This window comes from Maribellus comscasis (assembly GCF_009762775.1).
GTDB lineage: Bacteria > Bacteroidota > Bacteroidia > Bacteroidales > Prolixibacteraceae > Draconibacterium > Draconibacterium comscasis.
This window is the reverse complement of the sequence record NZ_CP046401.1, coordinates 1,205,859-1,226,786: the sequence shown is the minus strand read 5'-3', so window position 1 is coordinate 1,226,786 and position 20,928 is coordinate 1,205,859. Positions and strand designations below refer to the sequence as shown.

At 40.4% G+C, this 20,928-nt stretch carries 16 protein-coding genes; all 16 read left to right on the top strand.

Annotated features, from left to right (window positions below; genetic code table 11):
* The first annotated feature begins 29 nt into the window (after nt 1–29).
* Nucleotides 30–1,274, top strand: a complete 1,245-nt coding sequence (locus GM418_RS05065) for an outer membrane protein assembly factor BamB family protein (protein WP_158863793.1) — start codon at nt 30–32, stop codon at nt 1,272–1,274.
* 1 nt (nt 1,275) lies between these two features.
* Entirely contained in the window at nt 1,276–2,700 is a 1,425-nt protein-coding gene (locus GM418_RS05060; protein ID WP_158863791.1) for an outer membrane protein assembly factor BamB family protein, read from the top strand.
* 9 nt (nt 2,701–2,709) lie between these two features.
* The gene (locus GM418_RS05055) at nt 2,710–3,669 is read left to right on the top strand and encodes an NHL repeat-containing protein (RefSeq protein WP_158863789.1); all 960 of its coding nucleotides are present in this window, start codon (nt 2,710–2,712) and stop codon (nt 3,667–3,669) included.
* 15 nt (nt 3,670–3,684) lie between these two features.
* The gene (locus tag GM418_RS05050; RefSeq protein WP_158863787.1) at nt 3,685–3,954 is read left to right on the top strand and encodes a hypothetical protein; all 270 of its coding nucleotides are present in this window, start codon (nt 3,685–3,687) and stop codon (nt 3,952–3,954) included.
* A 53-nt stretch (nt 3,955–4,007) separates the two neighbouring features.
* On the top strand, nt 4,008–4,616 hold the full coding sequence (locus GM418_RS05045) for a 4Fe-4S dicluster domain-containing protein (protein ID WP_158863785.1): 609 nt from the start codon (nt 4,008–4,010) through the stop codon (nt 4,614–4,616).
* Nucleotides 4,617–4,635: 19 nt separating this feature from the next.
* Nucleotides 4,636–5,898, top strand: a complete 1,263-nt coding sequence (locus GM418_RS05040; protein WP_158863783.1) for a 4Fe-4S binding protein — start codon at nt 4,636–4,638, stop codon at nt 5,896–5,898.
* A 363-nt stretch (nt 5,899–6,261) separates the two neighbouring features.
* Nucleotides 6,262–8,046, top strand: a complete 1,785-nt coding sequence (locus GM418_RS05035) for an outer membrane protein assembly factor BamB family protein (RefSeq protein WP_158863781.1) — start codon at nt 6,262–6,264, stop codon at nt 8,044–8,046.
* A gap of 31 nt (nt 8,047–8,077) precedes the next feature.
* Nucleotides 8,078–8,263 carry a hypothetical protein gene (locus GM418_RS05030; protein WP_158863779.1) on the top strand — a complete coding sequence of 62 codons (186 nt, stop codon included), beginning with the start codon at nt 8,078–8,080 and terminating at the stop codon, nt 8,261–8,263.
* Nucleotides 8,264–8,290: 27 nt separating this feature from the next.
* On the top strand, nt 8,291–10,633 hold the full coding sequence (locus GM418_RS05025; RefSeq protein WP_158863777.1) for an NAD(P)H-dependent oxidoreductase subunit E: 2,343 nt from the start codon (nt 8,291–8,293) through the stop codon (nt 10,631–10,633).
* Between the two features lie 56 nt (nt 10,634–10,689).
* Entirely contained in the window at nt 10,690–11,766 is a 1,077-nt protein-coding gene (locus GM418_RS05020; RefSeq protein WP_158863775.1) for an SGNH/GDSL hydrolase family protein, read from the top strand.
* Between the two features lie 28 nt (nt 11,767–11,794).
* Complete coding sequence (locus GM418_RS05015) at nt 11,795–13,345, top strand: FAD-dependent oxidoreductase (protein WP_158863773.1); 1,551 nt, start codon at nt 11,795–11,797, stop codon at nt 13,343–13,345.
* 35 nt (nt 13,346–13,380) lie between these two features.
* Nucleotides 13,381–14,490, top strand: a complete 1,110-nt coding sequence (locus GM418_RS05010) for an outer membrane protein assembly factor BamB family protein (protein ID WP_158863771.1) — start codon at nt 13,381–13,383, stop codon at nt 14,488–14,490.
* Nucleotides 14,491–14,608: 118 nt separating this feature from the next.
* On the top strand, nt 14,609–15,925 hold the full coding sequence (locus tag GM418_RS05005; RefSeq protein WP_158863769.1) for a glycosyltransferase family 4 protein: 1,317 nt from the start codon (nt 14,609–14,611) through the stop codon (nt 15,923–15,925).
* A gap of 42 nt (nt 15,926–15,967) precedes the next feature.
* Nucleotides 15,968–16,642, top strand: coding sequence for an ABC transporter ATP-binding protein (locus tag GM418_RS05000; protein WP_158863767.1), 675 nt, complete (start codon nt 15,968–15,970; stop codon nt 16,640–16,642).
* Nucleotides 16,643–16,693: 51 nt separating this feature from the next.
* Nucleotides 16,694–19,960: an ABC transporter permease gene (locus GM418_RS04995; RefSeq protein WP_158863765.1), complete on the top strand. Its 3,267-nt coding sequence runs from the start codon at nt 16,694–16,696 to the stop codon at nt 19,958–19,960.
* 93 nt (nt 19,961–20,053) lie between these two features.
* Nucleotides 20,054–20,923 carry a hypothetical protein gene (locus GM418_RS04990; RefSeq protein WP_158863763.1) on the top strand — a complete coding sequence of 290 codons (870 nt, stop codon included), beginning with the start codon at nt 20,054–20,056 and terminating at the stop codon, nt 20,921–20,923.
* Nucleotides 20,924–20,928 lie beyond the last annotated feature (5 nt).

Below are 20,928 nucleotides of genomic sequence, written 5' to 3'. Positions count from 1 at the left end.
ATTTTGCTTTTTATCAACTAACTTAATTCATGAGATCCATATTAACCATACTATTGTTGTTGCTTTATGCAGGAGCGCTGTTTTCTCAGGAGATTATAGAGTTTCGGGGAGATAATCGTTCTGGAATTTATAATGAATCTGCCCTGTTAAAAGAGTGGCCTGAAAGCGGACCAGAAGTTTTTCTGGAAATTGAGGGAGTAGGGAAAGGATATTCTCAACCAATTTTCGCTGATGAAACAATCTTTATTACAGGTATTAAAGAAGATACCATCGATATTCTTTCAGCATATAATTTAAAAGGGGAGTTGCTTTGGGATATTCCTTACGGGCGTTCCTGGACAGCCTCTTATATCGACAGCCGGAGTACGCCAACTTATGAAAATAAAAAATTGTATGTTTCAAGTGGCACCGGACAGGTAAATTGTATTGATGCACTTACAGGAAAAGTAGTTTGGCAGGTTGATGCCATAAAAGAATATGGCGGTGAAATTTTTAAGCATGGCGATGCAGAGGCATTGTTACTGATCGATGACGCCGTTTTATATACAACCGGAGGAGAAGAAAATGCACTGGTTGCCTTAAATAAAAAAGACGGCTCGCTTGTTTGGAAAACAAAAAGTATGGGTGGTGCAAAATCATATGCATCGCCGGTTTTAATAAATCATAACGGTAAAAAAATAATTCTGGCACAAACGTCGGAGGACTTCATCGCAGTTGCTCCGGAAGATGGCAGGATTATCTGGAGTTTTGACCTTTTACAATTTCACACGGAAAGTATTGGAGTTGGTGCGCAAACAAATCCACCTTTATACCGCAATGGAGAAATCTTTCAAACAAGCGGCTACAATCATCCCGGCATACTATTTTCTCTTTCTGAAGATGGTGGATCAGTAGAAATAAAATGGAAAAACGATACTTTGGATACACATCATGGCGGAACAGTATTGGTTGATGGAAATATTTATGGTTCAACCTGGACAAATAACGCACGGGGAAAGTGGGCCAGTGTAAATTGGGATACCGGTAAAACAAACTGGGAAACAGATTGGCAAAATAAAGGATCCGTTATTTTTGCGGATGGAATGCTTTATCTTTTTGAAGAAAAAAGAGGAAATGTTGCTCTTGTTAAACCTTCTCCTGAAAAATTAAAAATTATAAGTACTTTTAAGGTTGACAAAGGAGTAGGACCACACTGGGCGCATCCTGCCATTTACAACGGAATGCTTTTTATTAGGCATGGCGATGTTCTGATGGTTTATAACATAAAAGCTTAAAATGAACGACAAAAAAACCATAAAAATCATTCTTCTGATCACCGGTTTCATTGGAGTCGGAATTATATTTTGGTGGATGAGCAATGATCCGACCCGTAACTTTGAGGCCAGCGAAGCAGGTGCTGATAATCGCGGGGCAGGTGATTCGGTTCAGGCGGTAAATATAGGTGAGATTATTCGCGAGTATAATACAGAATATACCGAACTTTCAGAAACCTGGCCAAGATTCAGGGGAGCTGATTTTGACAACATCTCGAATTCTTCGGTAAAGTTGATTGACAAATTTCCGGCAGAAGGACCAAAGATTTTATGGAGCGTTGAATTGGGTGAAGGCCACTCGGGAGCAGCTATTTATAAGGGACTTGCCTATGTGTTGGATTACGATGAGGAAAAACGTGCTGATATGCTGCGTTGTTTTTCGGTTGTAGAAGGAGAAGAAATGTGGGCGCGTGGTTACAGTTTAAATATCAAACGAAACCATGGAATGTCGCGCACAATTCCTGCCGTAACCGAAGACTATATTTTAACAATGGGGCCAATGTGCCACGTAATGTGTTTGGAGCGTGAAACGGCCAACTTAATATGGGGATTGGATGTGGCCAAGGAGTATGAATCGGAAATTCCATTGTGGTACACCGGTCAGTGTCCGCTAATCGATGACGGGAAAGCGATAATTGCAACCGGAGGAAAAGCGTTGATGGTAGCTATAGATTGTGCAACCGGAGAAAAAATCTGGGAAACGCCTAATCCAAACAATTGGTTAATGTCACATTCTTCAGTAATTCCTTTCACTTTTGGAGGGAGAAGAATGTATGTCTACAGTGCAGTTGGTGGAATGGTTGCTGTGGCTGCTGACGGCGACGATGCCGGACAAATACTTTGGGAAACACCCGCCTGGAACCACTCTGTTGTTGCGCCCTCACCGATATGTATGCCCGATGGGAAGATATTTATGACAGCCGGTTATGGTGCAGGAAGTATGGTGCTTCAGCTTTCAGAAAGTAATGGTATTTTTTCCATTGAGCCTTTGTATGAATATGCACCAAAGGATGGATTAGCTTGTGAGCAGCAAACACCAATTCTTTGGGAGAATCATCTTTTTGGAATTTTACCTAAAGATGGAGGTGCACTCAGAAATCAGTTGATTTGTGTAGACCCCTCCGACACAAGAAAAGTAGTATGGTCGAGTGGTAAAGAGGTCCGTTTTGGTTTGGGCCCTTACTTTATGGCCGATAACAAAATGTTTGTGTTGAGCGATGACGGTACACTTACTATTGTAAAACCAAGCACCCAAAGTTATGTTCAGCTCGACCAGGTGAAAGTAATTGAAGACGGGCACGACGCCTGGGCTCCGTTTGCCCTGGCTGATGGATATTTAATTATGAGGGATTCAAAAACAATGGTTTGTATTGATTTGAACGTCTAATTTATCAAAATGAAAAACAAAGTAATCGTTATTTTTTTGGTAATTCTGGCCTTGGTAATTGTGGCTGTTTTTGTGGGTGAATATATGTCAGATAAGCCCAATAAAAGCAAGGCAAATCCTTATGAATATAATATCGATGAATTTAAGGATGTCGATGACGATTTGGTTTTATATAAAGAGACAAAAAATTTCAAAATTGGTTTTGAAGATCCAGATGCTGTTGCTGCCGGAGAGGGAAAGATTTTAGTTTCAGGAGACGGTAGTTTGAAAATTATTGATTCTTCCGGGGCTTTACAAAATGAATTCAGCTTACCCGGAAAATCTCATTCATTAAAGATTGAAGGAGACAGTGTTTATATAACGCTTGAAAAACAGGTTTTGGTTTTTTCTGAAAATGGTGATGAGCTTTTAAAAATGGATCTGCCCGGTGAGAATACATATCTTACCTCTGTAGCGGTTTTTGGAAACGATATTTTTGTTGCAGATGCCGGAAACAGGAGAATTGTTCGTTTCTCAAAAGCAGGAGAAAAAATTGCAGAATTTGAAGGTAAAGCCGGTGATGATATCTTACACGGCTTTATCATTCCAAGTCCGTATTTTGATATCGATATAAATGGGGAAGGTGAATTGTGGGTAGTGAACCCCGGGATGCATGCATTTGAAAATTATACATTTGATGGTGACTTGCGGGCTTTTTGGGAGAACACAAGCATGAAAATAGACGGATTTAGCGGATGTTGTAATCCGGCACATTTTACATTTTTGCCCGATGGAAATTTTGTAACCAGCGAAAAAGGGCTGGTCAGAATAAAAGTGCATAAACCATCTGGGGAATTGCTGGGCGTTGTAGCACCACCGGTTAAATTTGACACGGAGGACCAAGCGCCGGATATAGCCGCAGATAGTTTGGGAAATATTTACGCGCTCGATTTTGAGCGAAAAATAATACGTGTTTTTGAATTGAAATGATGAACCAATAATGGAATGTTAAATTGGGAATGGGATATGCGCCCGTTTTCCAATTCAGGATTCCGATTTGAAAGTATGAACCGAAAAGAATTTTTTAAAACCGGAGGGAGATTATTCCTGTTGGGAGGAATAGCAGTATCAGCAGGATATTTGGTTGTCAATAAAAAGGTAAGCCTAAGCTGCAGTGTTTCTTCTACCTGCAAAAGCTGTGGAATTTATTCCGACTGTGTCAGTCCGGAAGTTAAAACCGAAAGGGAAAAAGACAGAGCTTCAGAAGTTAGGTGAGCGATGCGAAATAAAAGGTGCATCTACGCCCGTATTTTTGAAAACGGCGTTCCATGCATCGCACAACGAGAGAACCATTAAGAGACATGGAAAAAAATAATAAATCAAAAAATCGAAGGGAATTTCTGCAAAGCGGAGTACGTTTATCGCTTGCTCTCGCGTTGGGAGGTGTTAGCGGATTGTCGTTAAGTAAAGCAATCAAAGATGATTATGTGTGGCAGATCGATCCATTTGTCTGTACACAATGCGGACGTTGCGCCACCGAGTGTGTTTTGAATCCATCGGCTGTGAAATGTGTACATGCTTATGATTTATGTGGTTACTGCGATTTATGTGGAGGTTATCTGAAACCCGACTCAAATGCAAGAACAACTGCGGCAGAAAATCAGTTATGTCCCACTGCCGCTATTGAGCGAAAGTTTATCGAAGAGCCTTATTTTGAGTATCATATCAACGAAGACCTTTGTATTGGTTGTGCCAAATGTGTAAAAGGTTGTACATCGTTTGGAAACGGCTCCCTGCACCTTCAGATTATCCACGACATTTGCCTGAATTGTAATGAGTGTTCCATTGCAAGGATGTGTCCTTCGGATGCAATAAAAAGAGTAAAGGCAAGTGAAGCCTACAATATTAAAGGAGACTGGACAAAACCAACTACCTGATTAAGGATTTGAGTTAGACATGAAAAAACTAAAATACATACTTTACACTTTTGCCTTTTTATTGCTGACTGCCTCGGTGTATGCGCAGCAACAGAGGTTTCCAAAACCGGAGTTTGACTCCGGTTATACACAGCCCAGTACAATAACACCAGAGCCGCGTGCACTTCAACTCGAATATTTTGATGTTTTAATACTGGCAATTTTTCTCGCCGTTGCATCTTATTTGATTATAAAAAAGCGTTCGCGCAGAGGAATTTTGTGGCTTTCTGTTTTAGCCCTGCTTTATTTTGGTTTTTACCGGAACGGTTGTATATGTTCCATTGGTGCTATTCAGAATGTTACCTTGTCTTTTTTCGATGCAACTTATGCAATATCAATAACGGCACTGTTGTTTTTTGTATTGCCTCTTATTGTTACGCTTTTTTACGGAAGAACCTTCTGTGCAGGTGTTTGTCCGCTGGGAGCTATTCAGGATTTAGTGATTATTAAACCTTTAAGTCTACCAAAATGGTTAAATAAAACTTTGGGGTTGATTCCCTATGTTTACTTATCTCTTGCCGTACTTTTTGCAGCAACAGGAACCGATTTTATCATTTGCCGTTACGATCCTTTTATCGGTATATTCCGCATGGACGCGAAGGCTCTGATGATTATACTGGGAGTTGCCATGTTGTTGATGGGAATGTTTATAGGAAGGCCCTACTGTCGTTTTCTCTGTCCCTACGGAGTTCTGCTGAGTTGGATGTCGCGGTTTTCAAAGCGGCATTTAACCATTACACCTTCTGAATGTATTCAGTGTAAACTTTGCTCAAAATCCTGCCCTTTTGATGCAATTGATTATCCTACCAATGAAAAAGAGGTTGTAAAGTCTGGATTAGGCCCCAAAAGGTTTATTACCTATGCGTTAATAATTCCTTTGTGGATTGCGGCAGGTGTTTTTGTTGGTGTAAAATCACACACATTTTTGTCAAAAGCAAATCCCGATGTTTTTCTGGCTGAATTGCTGATTTCGCAACCCGAAGTAAAAAATGATCCGGATAATATTGATGTGCAAACCTTTTTAGCTTCGGGGAAATCAATGGAGACACTTGTTGAAGAAGCGGGAATAATTCAGGATAAGTTCTACACCGGAAGTATGATTGCCGGCGGATTTTTGGGATTGGTAATTGGTATGACTCTATTAAATACGGTTGTTTTTCGAAAAAGACAGGACTACGAACCACACAAAGGAAATTGTTACAGTTGCGGGCGCTGTATGGATTATTGCCCGGTAGAAAAATGAAAAAACTGCCTCCCCTAACCCCTCCTAAGGAGGGGGATAAAGGATAGAGTTGTTTGGGGAAAGTTGAAATAATGAAACGAAGAGAGCTCTGAAAGAGTTTGATTACAGTAACTCCGAAGGAGTTCAATAAAAATAGCCCGGAATTTTTACTCCGGGAAAATAAACAAAGCGAATAAAAGGCGCATTCACTCCCGCCAAGTTGAAAAGACGGGAACAATGCGCCGCAAAAAGAAACCAGGATTAAAAAGGAACAAACATAAAATGGAACTAAAAGATAAAATCAAACTTTCACAAAACGTAGCAGTATTTTCCGGCATTTTTTGCGTTACTGTAGCGTTGTTGTTGCTTCTAAACTTTTGGCAGATGTCAAAAAGCGACCCGACAGAAAGTAAAGTAATTGAAGCTTTGGTGGAACGATTAAAACAGGAACCCAACAACGAAGAATTAAAGGCAGAAATCCGTAATTTCGACCTGTTGGCCAGAAAAGCTTATTTTAATAGTCAGTGGCAGGTAAAAACAGGCGCATATCTTCTATTGTTCGGAGCCATTGTTTTGGCTCTCGCACTGCGGTACTATTATTCTTTGAAATCAAAAATTGAAGCGCCTGATACACAGCATGAGAATGAAATTGCCAGTAGGATTTTGGCGCAAAAAGGAATAATAATAGTTGGCGCGTTAGTGCTTGTTTTGGGGCTGGGAGCTTCGTTTGCTACTGTAAATCATTTAAATTATTACGATGCAGAAAATAGTGTTGCGCAGGCTGTGCCGACCCCGGAAGATGAGGGGATCGAAGTGATTGAAGTTGGTGAAAATGTTGAGGAGCCAGATACCGAAAGTGAACCGGAACAAGCTCTTCAGGAACCGACACCTGAACGTTCGCAACCCGTGGAAACTTCAGCAGAAAAAGAGGTGGATTCCGGAGCCAATGAGAATGAAGAAAAAGCGGTGGAGAAAACAGAACCCAAACCTGCAACAGCGGCAACTTCCAACAATTTCTTCGCCGAAATTCGCAAAAATTACAACTCATTTCGAGGTCCCTTGGCCCAGGGAATAAGTTACAGTAAAAATATACCTACCGAATGGGACGGAACTGCCGGAACAAATGTAGTTTGGAAATCACCCACTCCAAAACATGGATTTAACTCTCCTGTAATTTGGGGAGATAAAATATTTATTGCCGGTGCCGATGCTTCCAGTCGGGAAATATATTGCTATAGTCGGGCCGACGGGAAATTGCTGTGGACAGCAAAGGCCGATAATATTCAGGGGTCTCCGTCCTCAATGCCCCGGGTTACACCAGATACTGGTCTTTCAGCCTCCACTTTAACAACTGATGGAAAACGGGTTTATGCCATTTTTGCTACAGGTGATGTTGTTGCTTTTGATATGAACGGGAACCGTGTTTGGGCAAAAAATCTGGGAGTTCCGGAAAATCACTACGGGCATTCTTCATCATTGATTACCTGGGCAAACAAGCTTTTTGTTCAGTTTGATACCAATCGTGGTGGTAAGGTTATAGCATTAGAAGCCGCAACCGGAAATACAGCCTGGGAAACCGTAAGACAGTCTAAGATTTCGTGGGCCAGCCCTGTTTTGGCAGAAGTTGATGGCAAATACCAGTTGGTTTTAACGGCTGATCCCATTGTTGCGGGGTACGATGTGGAAACAGGAAAGGAACTGTGGTCAGTGGATTGTATGATGGGTGAAGTTGGTCCTTCGGTGGCTTATTCAGATGGAATTGTTGTGGCAGCCAATGAATATGCAAGAATGGTTGCCATTGATATAAAAACGGGAGAAACGCTCTGGGAAGACGATATGTATTTGCCCGAGGCTTCAAGTCCGGTAGCTTATAACGGGCTTTTGTTTATTGCAACAAGTTATGGTGTTATTGTTTGCTATGATTTGAAAACCGGAGAGGAATATTGGGAAGATGATACCGGTTCTGCTATCTATTCGTCGCCGACCATTGCCGATGAGAAAATGTATTTGATGGATAACGACGGAGTAATGCGGATTTATGAGTGTTCAAAGGAAATGAAAAAAATCAGCGAAAATGAACTCGGTGAAACTGCCGGAACAACCCCGGCTTATATGGACGGATATATTTATATCCGCGGAGAAAACAATTTATATTGTATCGGCAAATAAGATGATTTGTTAAAACTGAGACTTAAAAAAAATGAATAAAATAACTACAATAGCAGTATCGGTTTTATTGATTTTGTCGGCAATTGTTATTCACTTTTTGTTGGAAAACTCGACCATTAATTGGGACGAAGAAATTGTTGGGTTTTTTGCAGGAATATGTTTCGGTGTCGGAATAATGTTGCCTTTACGTGTCATTTTTAAGAAGAAAGAATCGTAATGTATTTCTGTTTTTGCAAAAAATAATATGACAAATAATTTTCAAAATATTGACCAGTTAATTCAGGAGAAAGGTTTCACAAAAAAGAGCTTGATTCCGATTTTACAGGCTATTCAGAAAGAATATAATTATCTGCCTGAGGATGTATTACGGTATGTGGCCGAGAAAACATCTATTACGGCTTCGGATATTATTGGTGTAGCTAGTTTTTATTCGCAGTTTAGGTTGCAACCGGTTGGTGAACACATGGTTAAAGTTTGTGTGGGAACTGCTTGTCATGTAAAAGGAGCAGTTCAGGTTTACGATGCATTCCGTCGCGAATTAAAGTTGCCGGAGGGTGTAAATACAGAGGAATCAGGAAAATATACGCTGGAGAAAGTAAGTTGTTTGGGATGTTGCACATTGGCACCGGTAGTTCAGATTGATAATATAACATATGGACATGTAGCCACAGACCAGGTGGGGCAGATTATTGCAGATTTTGAAAGCAACAAAGGAAATAAAAATCCGAAAAAAGCAAGAAAAGCTGATGGCTCGGAAATCAAGGGGGAGATCCGGATTGGACTCGGTTCTTGTTGTGTGGCTAGTGGTAGTGAAGAAATTAGGGGGGAAGTGGAAAGCGTTGTAAATGAAAGTGGACTGCGTGTAAACCTCAAACATGTCGGTTGTGTGGGGATGTGCCACCAGGTTCCTCTTGTTGAGGTTGTTCCAAACGAAGGTGAGCCAACCTTGTATGCCAAGGTAAAGCCTGAGGATGTGAAAAACATTGTCGAATCACACTTTGAAGCACCAGGCTTTTTCACCAAAACCAAAAACAAATTGCTGCATTTGGTAGAAGATATTCAAACCGATCGTAACTGGGATGGTATTGAACGCTACGAAATAAGTATGCGCGAAAAACCTGTCGCTTCTTTTCTTGGAAAACAAATTCCAATTGCTACGGAATATCGAGGAATGATTAATCCGCTGGATATTAACGAATATAAAAAGCGCGGAGGTTTTACTGCATTAAAAAAAGTAATTGAATCGATGTCTCCTGATGAAGTAATCCGGGAAGTGAAAGACAGTGGAATTCGTGGGCGCGGAGGAGCTGGTTTTCCTACGGGGATTAAGTGGGAATTGGTAAAAAAACAAAAAAACGATACAAAATATCTGATTTGTAACGGGGATGAAGGTGACCCCGGTGCATTTATGGATCGGATGCTGCTTGAGTCATACCCTTATCGCGTAATTGAAGGGATTTTGATTGCGGCCTTTGCTGCTGAAATCAGTCACGGTTATTTATATATCCGCGCTGAATATCCGCTGGCGGTAAAACGAATTCGTGAGGCATTGAAAATATGCAAAGAGAATAATTTGCTGGGAGAAAATATTCTTGGCACTGATTTCGGTTTTGAGCTAATGATATACGAAGGTGCAGGTGCATTTGTTTGTGGAGAGGAATCCGCTTTAATGGCTTCGATTGAGGGGAAACGCGGCTTTCCGAGAATTCGGCCACCATTCCCGGCTGAAAGTGGGTTGTGGGGATTTCCAACCTTGGTAAACAACACTGAAACTTTTGCACAAATTTCTTATATTTTGCGCGAAGGTTCTGAAAAATTTTCTTCGATTGGAGTTGGGAAAAGTACCGGAACAAAAGTTTTTGCGCTGGCCGGTAAAGTTGCTCGTGGCGGTTTGATAGAGGTTCCTATGGGAATCAGTATTAAACAGGTAATTGACGAAATTGGCGGCGGAATTGCCAACGGCCGAAAGTTTAAGGCGGTGCAAATTGGCGGTCCTTCCGGCGGCTGTATTCCTGCTGAACATGCAGATATTCCAATCAATTATGAATCGTTAAGTGAGATGGGGGCTATGATGGGGTCAGGTGGTTTAGTTGTACTCGACGACACCGATTGTATGGTGGATATTGCCCGTTATTTTTTGTCGTTCACTCAGGAAGAATCTTGTGGAAAATGTACGTTCTGCCGTGTGGGAACAAAACGTATGCTCGATATTCTGGATAATATTACAAAAGGGAAAGGCAAACAAGGAGATATCGAAGACCTGGAGAAATTGGCCGAGTGGACAAAAAAAGGAAGTTTGTGCGGTCTCGGAAAAACAGCGCCAAATCCGGTGTTGAGTACCTTGAAATATTTTAGAGACGAGTATGAGGCGCACATCAATGGAGTTTGTCCAACCGGAAAATGCACTGAGTTGATAACTTATTCGGTAAACGATAATTGTATTGGCTGTACGAAATGTGTGCAAAAATGCCCGGTAGATGCCATTCCGTTTACACCACACGAGAAACACAGCATTGATACCGAGTTGTGTATTAAATGCGATTCTTGCCGTGCTGCTTGCCCGGTTGATGCAATTGACGTCAAATAAAAAAAGGTTTGTGTATCAAAATGAATAAATTGAGTAATCTGAAGAATACTAAAAAGATGAAATATTTAATACTTTCTTTGATTTTAATTTTCCCGATAGCGGGAATGGCAATTTCTGCAGATAGTTTAAAATATGTTGATGCGGCTACTCTTCCATTGATTGGGAAAGGGTTCGAAGATACTCAAAACCGGTATGACCGTTTGCCGGCACGATTGGAAAAAATAACCCGCCCGCCGGTGTGGAATTTGTCGAAAAACTGTAGCGGTTTAGCAATCCGTTTTCGCACCAATTCAACGGTTATCGGAGCAGAGTGGGAAGTAACCAACGACGCTTTTATGAATCATTTTACAATGACCGGAATCAAAGGGTTGGATTTGTATTGTCTTGAAAACGGCGAATGGCAATTTGTAAACTCTGCACGTCCTTCGGCAAAAGTCTCAAAGGTGGTAATTATTCAAAATATGCCGAAACAAGAAAAGGAGTACATGTTGTATTTGCCATTGTATGATGGTTTGGAAAGTATAGAGATTGGTGTGGCTGAAAATGCAGAGATTTTGCCGCCGGAAATAAATTCCCCCAAAAAAGGAAAACCTGTCGTTTTTTATGGAACAAGTATTACCCAGGGAGGTTGTGCGTCCCGGGCTGGGATGGCTTATCCGAATATTTTGTCGCGAATGTTGGATCGGGAGATTGTTAACCTTGGTTTTAGTGGCAATGGGAAACTTGATCTTGAAGTAGCGGAAGCAATGGCAGCTATTGATGCTTCCTGTTTTGTTATTGATTGTTTGCCGAATGTAACGACTGAATTAATGAATGAAAAATATGTTCGGTTTTATGAGACAATTCGCAAGATGAATCAGGAAATTCCAATAATAATGATTGAAAATATTTTGTATCCGTACATGTATTTTGATCAAAATGTTCATAAACTAATCTTGGAGAAAAATGAAACGTTGAAGCAGATTTTCAAAGAACAAAAGGCAAAGGGCGACAAGAATGTTTTTTACGTAAAAGCTGACGATTTAATTGGGGATAGTCAGGAAGCGACGGTTGACGGTGTTCATTTAACCGATTTAGGTTTTATGAATATTGCCCGGGAACTGTATCCTGTTTTGAAAAAGCATATTGAATAAGAATGAATCTGAAACGAGCAGAAAGACAATGATTACAGTCAAAATAAATAACACGGAAATTCAGGTAGAAGAAGGAACTTCAGTGATGAAAGCTGCACAGAAAATGGGCATTGATATTCCTAATTTGTGCTGGCACGATGAACTGGAGCATTTTACTTCCTGTATGTTGTGTTTGGTAAAAGATAAAAAAAATGGAAAACTTTTCCCTTCATGCTCGGTGAAAGCAACTGAAGGATTGGAAGTTGTTACTGATGATACAGAAATTAAGGAGGCGCGCCAAACAGCGCTCGAGCTTTTGTTAAGCGAGCACACCGGCGACTGCGAAGCACCATGTCAGGTGGCTTGTCCGGCGCACATGAACATTCCTTTAATGAATCGTTTAATTGCTACCGGAAAGTTTGATGAATCCTTGGAAGTAGTTAAGCAAGATATCGCTTTGCCCGCTGTTCTGGGGCGTATCTGCCCTGCTCCGTGCGAAGGAGCTTGTCACCGAAAAACGGTGGATGAACCTGTTTCTATCTGTTTGTTGAAACGATTTGTAGGCGATGAAGGAGATTCTCCTAAAATAGTTCCGGTTGAAAAATCAGGAAAAAAAGTGGTTGTAATCGGAGCTGGACCTGCAGGATTGGCTGCCGCTTACTATCTGCAATTAAAAGGCATTCAGGTTACTTTGTTGGAAAAAAATGAAAAAGCCGGCGGACTCCTTAGAACAGAAATCAAAGACGAAATTTTGCCAAAGGAAGTCCTGGATAAAGAAATTGACGTGATTTTGAAAACCGGAGTTGAATTTTTGGGTGGAAAAGAAATCAGTGCAACAGCGTTTGAATCGTTGAAAAAGGAATTTGATGCCGTAATTATAGCTACCGGAACAGTTTCTGAAAATTCAGAAAGATTTGGATTGAAAGCTACCCCAAAAGGAGTTGTTGCAGACCGGAATTCATACCAAACATCTGAAAAAAATGTATTTGCGATTGGAAATGTATTACGTTCATCGCGACTAGCAGTACGTTCTGTTGGGCAGGGAAAAGAGGTTGCTTTTTCCGTACTTCAATATATTAAGGGACAGGAACCAAAAGGAGAGCTACGTTTGTTTAATTCTCGTTTTGGGAAATTGGTAGCAACCGAGTTTGCTGAATATTTAAAGGAATCTGTTGCTGAGAAAAGAACTTTCCCGGAAGAGGGAGGGAATGCCGGGTTTACAGTGGAAGAAGCTATCGCAGAAGCAAAGCGTTGTCTGCACTGCGATTGTCGCGCCATCGATGATTGTAAATTACGGACATATTCAGATAAATATCAGGCGGATCAAAAACGATTTAAAACCAGTGAGCGGCGTAATATCACAAAAAAAATGAATCATGGTTCGGTTGTTTATGAACCACAGAAATGTATTAAATGTGGTATTTGTGTTCGCCTCACAGAAAAATATACTGAGAAGTTTGGTTTCACATATATCGGTCGTGGTTTTGATGTGGAAATTGGAATCCCTTTCAACGAAGAGTTAGAACAAGGCTTGACAGCAACTGCTGAAAAAGTGGCAAATGCATGTCCAACGGGAGCGATTTCGATGAGGGAGGTTTAATTTTTCTGTGCCCTCTGTGGTCAAAAAAAATAAAGATGAAAAAATTATTACTTATAACAGTTTCAATTTGCTTGGCATTTCAAACTTTTGCCCAATCAGGTAATTCTTGGCCCATTTTTCGTGGTAATCAGCATTTAACAGGTGTTTCAGAAACGACAATCCCCGACAGTCCCAAATTATTGTGGACTTTTCAAACCGGAGATAATATTAAATCGGCTCCCGTAGTAGAAGATGGAAAGGTTGTGGTCGGTTCCACCGATGGTTTTGTGTATTGTCTTGGCATGAATGGAAAACTCCTTTGGAAATTTGAAACAAACAATACCATCGAAGCTCCGGCGCTGATTCATGAAGGTGTGGTTTATATTGGAAACCTGGATGGAATGTTGTATGCGCTTGATTTAAAGTCGGGTAATAAATTGTGGGAATATGAATGTGAAAATCAGATAATTGGTTCGCCTAATTGGTGGAGCGACGGGAAAACCACATTCGTTTTTGTTGGAAGCTACGATTTCTATCTGCACTGTGTAGATGGCAAAACCGGAGATGTAAAGTGGAAATATGAATCAGATAACTATATAAACGGTGCAGCGGCCAGTGCCAACGGAAAGGCGATGTTTGGCGGCTGCGATGGTTTTTTACATGTTGTAGATGTCGCTACCGGTAAACTCGACGAAAAAATCGATGTAGCTACATATGTTGCAGGTTCCGTTGCGGTGGAAAACGATAAAGCTTACATAGGCGATTATGATGGCCGTTTTTTTCAGGTGGATTTGAAAACAAAAAAGACAACCTGGGTTTGGGAAGATGATAAAACGCACTTGCAGTTTATTGCTTCTCCCGCGTTGATTGGCGACAAAGTTCTGACTGCCAATTACAACAAGTTTTTGTATTGTTTTGATAAAAATTCAGGCGAAAAAATGTGGGAATACAATACCGGTCGGCAGGTAGAAGCATCGCCGGTAGTTGTAAAAGATAAAGTGATTATTGGCAATATGCGTGGTGATCTGGCAATTGTGAACCTTTCAGACGGGAAATTGGTTTGGAGTTATGAAATCGGCAGCCAGATAATAAGTAATCCTGCCGTTGCTTCAGGGAGGATTTTTGTAGGGGCTTACGATGGAAACGTGTACTGTTTTGGGGAATAAAGCCCCTCTTAATCTCCCCCAAGGGGAGAAATTGGAATTTAGTAAAAAAGATAAAATTTAATATAATTATGAATTCTTAAAACTCTCCCCTTTTGGGGAGTTGGAGGGGCTTCTTATTATGAACATCATACAAATCATTCCGGGTTCCGGAGGCAGTTTTTATTGTGGAAACTGTCTTCGCGACAGCAAATATTTTAATGCTTTGCGCGCTGAAGGCCATAAAGTGACGAAAATTCCCATGTATCTGCCACTGTTTGCTGATGAACATGATATTTCGGAAGTGCCCATTTTTTACGGCGCCATCAGTTTGTATCTGAAACAAGTGTATCCGATTTTTCGGAAAGCGCCGGCGTGGTTGGACAAATTGTTAAACTCAAAACCGATGATGAAAATGGCAGCTTCCATGGCAGGTTCTACGCGAGCTAAAGGATTGGAAGACATGACTGTTTCCATGCTTTTGGGCGAAGAAGGGCAGCAAAAAGAAGAACTCGACCACATGGTAACCTGGATTGCCGAACATTGTCAGCCCGATATTATTCACATATCGAATGCACTGCTTCTAGGACTTGCTCGTCGTTTGAAAGAAAAAATTGGCGTTCCGGTGCTTTGTACCTTGCAGGATGAGGATGTTTGGATTGACCCCATGCAACCTAAATTTCAGAAGAAAATCTGGGACTTGATGCACGAGCGGGCGGAGGATGTGGATATGCTGGTTTCTGTGAGCGACTTTTTTGCCGGCGTTATGAAAGAGCGGATGAATCTTTCGGATGAGAAAATTACTACGATTCATTTGGGCGTTGATATTGAAGATTACGAGTATATTTCGACAAAGGAAAAAGAAAGGAATGTCGGTTATATTTCGCGGATGTGCCACAAAGACGGTTTTGATATTGTGGTTGATGCGTTTATTGAATTGAAAAAGAAACCCGGCTTTGAAGATGTGAAATTGATTGCCACAGGCGGTTCTACAGGCGATGATACAAAATTTAATAAAGAACAAAAACATAAACTAAAGGAAAACAACTTACTGAATTCATTTGAAATTTTACCCGATTTTGAAGGAAAAGAAGTGAATGATTTTTTCAAAAGGGTTTCGTTGGTTTCGGTGCCTGTGCGAATTGGAGAAGCCTTTGGAATGTACATGATTGAATCCATGGCTTCCGGTGTTCCGGTTGTGCAACCTGCATTGGGTGCATTTCCTGAAATTGTTGAACTCTCTGGCGGAGGTGTTAATTACATGCCAAATACACCGCAAAAGCTGAGTGAAACCTGGGCTGAGTTGTTATCGAATCCGGAAAAACTGGAAGAATTGAGCAAAAATGCTTATGAAGGAGTAACTAAAAAGTTCAATATTCATAATCACGCCAAAGAAATTATAACTTTATACGAAAGTCTTCGTCACCCTGAACGGAGTCGAAGCATGAATAACAAATAAAATAAAACACCCTTCGACTACGCTTAGGGTGACAGAGAAAAAATGCTACTACAACTACAAAACATAACAAAAGGATACGGTGAACCGGGGACACACAGTTACCGGGCGGTTCTGAAAGATTTAAATTTTGAATTAGCACAGGGAACGAAAGTGGCTATCGTTGGGCCAAGTGGTTCTGGGAAGACAACTTTGCTGAATCTGATTGGAGCGCTCGACCAGCCGGAATCCGGCAGAATTCTTTTTGAAGGGAAAGAAATTACCGGGTATTCAAAAACAGAATTAGCGACTTTTCGAAATAAACATCTGGGTTTTGTTTTTCAGTTGCACCATTTAATGCCGCAGCTTAGTTTATGGGAAAATGTGCTGTTGCCGCTTTTGCCACAGGGAAATAAAATTTCAAAAGAGCAAAAAGACTGGGCCGAGTATCTGATTAAAAAAGTGGGAATTTGGGAACAGCGATACCAGAAACCATCAGAGATGTCGGGAGGAGAGTGTCAGAGAACTGCGGTGATCCGCGCATTAATCAATAAACCCAAATTAATACTGGCCGACGAACCAACGGGCGCGCTCGATGAAGAAAATGCCACTGCTTTAACCGATTTGCTAAAGCAGTTGAGCGATGATGAAGGTGTGACTTTGGTAACCGTAACACACTCGTCGGTTTTGGCAGAGCAAATGGATAAAAAGTTTACAATACGAAAAGGTAATTTGGAATAGAAATTTTCTCCCCTAATTGAGGGGAGTACGGCGAAGCCGGGAGGGGTGATTATGACCAAACTTCAATACATAATAAAAACATTCTTTCATTATTTTAAAGCCAACTTGCTGGTAGCTTTGGGAGTGGTAGTGAGTACCATGGTTTTAACCGGTTCGCTCATTATTGGCGATTCGGTACGTTATAGCTTGGAGCAATCTACATTTTACCGGCTCGGAAACACAACGCATCTGGTGACGGTTGCAGAACGTTATTTCCGGCAGGAAATGGCAGAAGAAATAGAAGCTGACAATCCGCAAATTGAGGCTGCGCCGGTTTTGCTTCTTGAGGGTGTTGCTGTGGCCGACGGTGGTCAGCGCCGTGCAAATAAAGTACAGATTGTTGGCGTTGATAAGGATTTCGAAAAGATTTCAAAAACAACTGTTTTTTCTGAAATTCAAAACAATGAAATAATCGTAAGTCGGAATTTGGCTGAGCGGCTTGAAATAAATGAGGGTGACAATTTACTGGTACGAGTAAAAAAGGCCAGTTTAATTCCACTGAACGCGCCGTTTATCTCAGCAGAAGAAACCAGCGTTTCATTGCGGGCAACGGTTAAACAAATTGTTCAACGGGATGAGTTGGGACGGTTTAGTTTAAAAAATTCACAAACAGCTCCCTACAATATTTTCCTTCCCATTTCGCAGTTAAATCAGTTAATGGAATTTGAAGGAAAAGCAAATCAGATTCTTATTTCAACCAATCTGGAAACTGCAGAAGTGTCTCAAGCTGTAAAAAATTGTCTGACTCCCTCTGATGCAGGTTTGAAACTAAAAGATATTGAAGCCACCGACGAAATAGAAGTCTCTACCGAGCGTGTATTTATGGAAGAAAAAGTGGCGAAAACACTTCAAAAATTGCCAAGCTCCCAGCCGATGTTAACCTATTTTGTTAATGAAGTTTCGAAGTTGGAAGCCGGAAGTCAGGAAAATAAAGCCGGGATCCCATATTCTTTTGTTTCAACTTTGGTTTCCCGATCGAACAAAGATGAGATTATTCTGAATCAATGGGCGGCAAATGATTTGGGTGTTCAGGTTGGCGATTCCATCCGGCTAAAATACTGGGAAATTGGCCCACTCCGTAAGCTGATTGAGAAAAAGTCTGATTTTCTTTTAACAAAAATTGTCCCAATGGTTCCCGGTTGGGCAGACAGCACACGGATTCCCAATCTTCCCGGACTTTCAGATGCAGGTCATTGTCGCGAATGGGAAGCCGGTGTTCCTATAGATTTGGATGCCATTCGCGATAAAGATGAAGATTATTGGAATGATTATAAAGGAGCACCCAAAGCATATATTTCGTTGGAGAAAGCTTTGGAAATTTGGTCAAACCGCTTTGGTGATTATACGGCAGTACGTTACTCGGTAAATTCTTTTGACCTTGAAGAATATAAAAAAGTTTTTGCTGAAAATATTACACCAGGCGATTTGGGAATATCAGTCGAGCCTATCCGTGAAATGGGCGTAAGTGCAGCAAAGAACGGAACTGATTTTAGCGGGCTTTTTATCGGACTGAGTTTCTTTTTGTTGGTTGCAGGAGTTGTGCTCACTTCATTGTTGTTCCGTTTAAATCTGGAAACCCGTTCCTCGCAGGTTGGACTGCTCGATGCATTGGGATTTAAGCAGAAGCAGGTACGAGGGTTTTATTTGTGGGAAGGTCTTATTGTTGCACTGTTTGGTGGAATTTTAGGAATAATTGTGTCGGTATTTTATACCCAGCTGGTTTTTAAAATTTTGAATACGCTGTGGTTTGATATTGTCCGCACCGATGTTTTGCTGATTAAAATTTATCCGACGACAGTTGGTCTGGGATTAGTAATTAGTTTGCTGGTATCGCTGGCTGCCATATTTATTTCGGTGTCCCGTTTTCAGAAACAAAAAACTGCTGAGCTTCAGAAAGAAACATCGACAGCAAAAAATAAAACTAAAGAAACAATCTGGAATACAATTATGTTTGTAACACTGGTTGTTTCAGTAGCCATTTTTATTTACCAGGTTTTCTTTTCCAAACAAATGGATTCCTCTTTGTTTTTTACCATTGGCGGATTGCTGTTAATTGGTTTGCTTCTTTTATTCCGACGTTTTATCATTAAGCTTGAAAACCGGAAAAAGAACGAACTTGGCTTGGGGCGGCTGGCGCAGCTTAATCTTTCAAGGAATAAAGGACGTTCATTAACGGTTGTGATTCTGTTCGCTCTGGGAACTTTTATCGTAATTTCTACCGGTTCATATAAAATGGATTTATTTGCTAATGCGCAAAAGAAATCAAGCGGAACGGGTGGATTTCTTTATTTTGCAGAAACTACAATGCCTGTTTTATTTGATTTGAATAATCAGGAAAAGCGGGCGGAAGAAGGTATCTTTGAGGAATTTAATGCCGTTCAGTTTCGGAAGGTGGAAGGTGACGATGCCAGTTGTTTAAACCTCAACCGAATATCTCAACCGGCAATTTTAGGTGTTGATTCAGAGACCTTGCAAGGACGTTTTTCTTTTGCTGCAAAAATGAAAGAATTGGGAGACGAGGAGCCCTGGCAAGTTTTGAATCAAACATTTGATGACGGAACGATTCCTGCTATTGCCGATCAAACGGTAATTCAATGGGGACTTGGCAAAAAAGTGGGCGATGTACTTTTATATCAAAACGAACTGGGAGACACGCTGCAGTTAAAATTGATTGCAGGAACAACACCTTCTATTTTTCAGGGGTACGTGCTTATTGGTAATCAGAATTTTTTAAAAAATTATCCAACAAACAGTGGCTCTCATATTTTTTTGATTGATGGAGATCCGGAAAATGCGCAGCAAATAGGAGACGAGCTTCAGTCTGTTTTTCGCGATTATGGATGGGAAATGGAGTCGACAGCCAGACGTTTGGTTGAATTTTACTCGGTAACAAATACTTACCTTTCCATTTTTCTGGCGTTAGGAGCTTTGGGATTAATACTAGGAACCATTGGTTTGGCAGTAATTCTGGCCCGGACACTTTTGGAACGCCGCCGCGAAATTTCGGTGATGCAGGCCATTGGTTTTAACAATAAACCTATTTTTAAAATTATAACTACTGAATATTTAATTTTATTGGTAACCGGTGTAATCATCGGTTTTATAACCGCAGTGGTAGCTACGCTTCCTGCATTTTTATCCACTAATTCCGATGCGTCTTTCAGCACGGTGTCTATAATCACCGCATTGATTTTAGTCAATGGTTTTTTCTGGATTTTTGGCCTGACCTGGATTTCGCTTCAGAAGAAAACTTTGGTGACCGGGTTGAGGGTGGAGTAATTTTTTTTGATTGCAAATTTCATTCGACAACTTGGGCTCTTTTATCGACTACCTTTATTCTCATTATATTTGTAGATAACATATTATATGTATATGATGAATTATGGAGATCTGAAGGCTGACAACGAGCCCATTCTAGGATTAGGTGGAAGGAAAGTGCAAAATAATGAGAAGTTTCAGGGATTGTATGCTGAGAAGTTTTCTAATGTGATTTCAGCAATCTTCGAAATGGATGAAAAATCTTTGATTTTATTCAGATTACATCTAGATAAAATTTTAAATGAACCTCAAAAGTTTAATAATAGCGAGCGTCATTTTCTTCTGATATTGAAAGTCGCCGATCGATATTTAATGATAAAAGAACTTGTTGAAAAGGAATCAAAAATAGGGTTTGGTGTATTCGGAGTGCTTTTATATTTGGGGCTTACTTGTTTTGATTCGCTAGGGCAAAAGAATGAGTATATAACATTTCAAGATTGGTTAAACAAAAAGGATGGAAAGGTTGATGAATTAGAACTATTGATTAGAAACTTTCCTGAAAAAGGTTTAAGAGAAGAATTAAAAGAACTATATGATAAATATTATAATCCTGAATTTGGAGTTAAACAGAGTTTCTTCAATTTTCTGAATTTGATAAAGGAAAAAGAATCATATGAGCAATTATTGTTAGGTATTGATTTAAGTAAATTTGTTTTAAGACAAATAAAATATGATTCAAGATTCATAGAAAGATTTAAAAAAGACTGGTTGTTTTATTTTCGTAATAATTTCACTCATAATACTGAAAATTTAAGGATTCCGCTTGAGAATGCGAATTGGTTATTGAGTTATAAAAGGAATGACAAAACTTTCCATATTTGGATAAGGCCAAATAAGATCATTACAAATGTATTGAGCTGCATTAAAGATGGAATTGAAATAAAAATGACAGAATTAGGTTTTTCTCTGAAAATTGAAGGTTGACTATT

Bases quoted from the DNA above. Each gene is read 5' to 3' on its own strand.
- GM418_RS05035 (WP_158863781.1), top strand. From the start codon at position 6,262: ATGTCAAAAAGCGACCCGACAGAAAGTAAAGTAATTGAAGCTTTGGTG.
- GM418_RS05060 (WP_158863791.1), top strand. From the start codon at position 1,276: ATGAACGACAAAAAAACCATAAAAATCATTCTTCTGATCACCGGTTTC.
- GM418_RS05020 (WP_158863775.1), top strand. From the start codon at position 10,690: ATGAAATATTTAATACTTTCTTTGATTTTAATTTTCCCGATAGCGGGA.
- GM418_RS04995 (WP_158863765.1), top strand. From the start codon at position 16,694: ATGACCAAACTTCAATACATAATAAAAACATTCTTTCATTATTTTAAA.
- GM418_RS05045 (WP_158863785.1), top strand. From the start codon at position 4,008: ATGCATCGCACAACGAGAGAACCATTAAGAGACATGGAAAAAAATAAT.
- GM418_RS05050 (WP_158863787.1), top strand. From the start codon at position 3,685: ATGTTAAATTGGGAATGGGATATGCGCCCGTTTTCCAATTCAGGATTC.
- GM418_RS05040 (WP_158863783.1), top strand. From the start codon at position 4,636: ATGAAAAAACTAAAATACATACTTTACACTTTTGCCTTTTTATTGCTG.
- GM418_RS05030 (WP_158863779.1), top strand. From the start codon at position 8,078: ATGAATAAAATAACTACAATAGCAGTATCGGTTTTATTGATTTTGTCG.
- GM418_RS05000 (WP_158863767.1), top strand. From the start codon at position 15,968: ATGCTACTACAACTACAAAACATAACAAAAGGATACGGTGAACCGGGG.
- GM418_RS05010 (WP_158863771.1), top strand. From the start codon at position 13,381: ATGAAAAAATTATTACTTATAACAGTTTCAATTTGCTTGGCATTTCAA.
- GM418_RS04990 (WP_158863763.1), top strand. From the start codon at position 20,054: ATGATGAATTATGGAGATCTGAAGGCTGACAACGAGCCCATTCTAGGA.
- GM418_RS05025 (WP_158863777.1), top strand. From the start codon at position 8,291: ATGACAAATAATTTTCAAAATATTGACCAGTTAATTCAGGAGAAAGGT.
- GM418_RS05015 (WP_158863773.1), top strand. From the start codon at position 11,795: ATGATTACAGTCAAAATAAATAACACGGAAATTCAGGTAGAAGAAGGA.
- GM418_RS05065 (WP_158863793.1), top strand. From the start codon at position 30: ATGAGATCCATATTAACCATACTATTGTTGTTGCTTTATGCAGGAGCG.
- GM418_RS05005 (WP_158863769.1), top strand. From the start codon at position 14,609: ATGAACATCATACAAATCATTCCGGGTTCCGGAGGCAGTTTTTATTGT.
- GM418_RS05055 (WP_158863789.1), top strand. From the start codon at position 2,710: ATGAAAAACAAAGTAATCGTTATTTTTTTGGTAATTCTGGCCTTGGTA.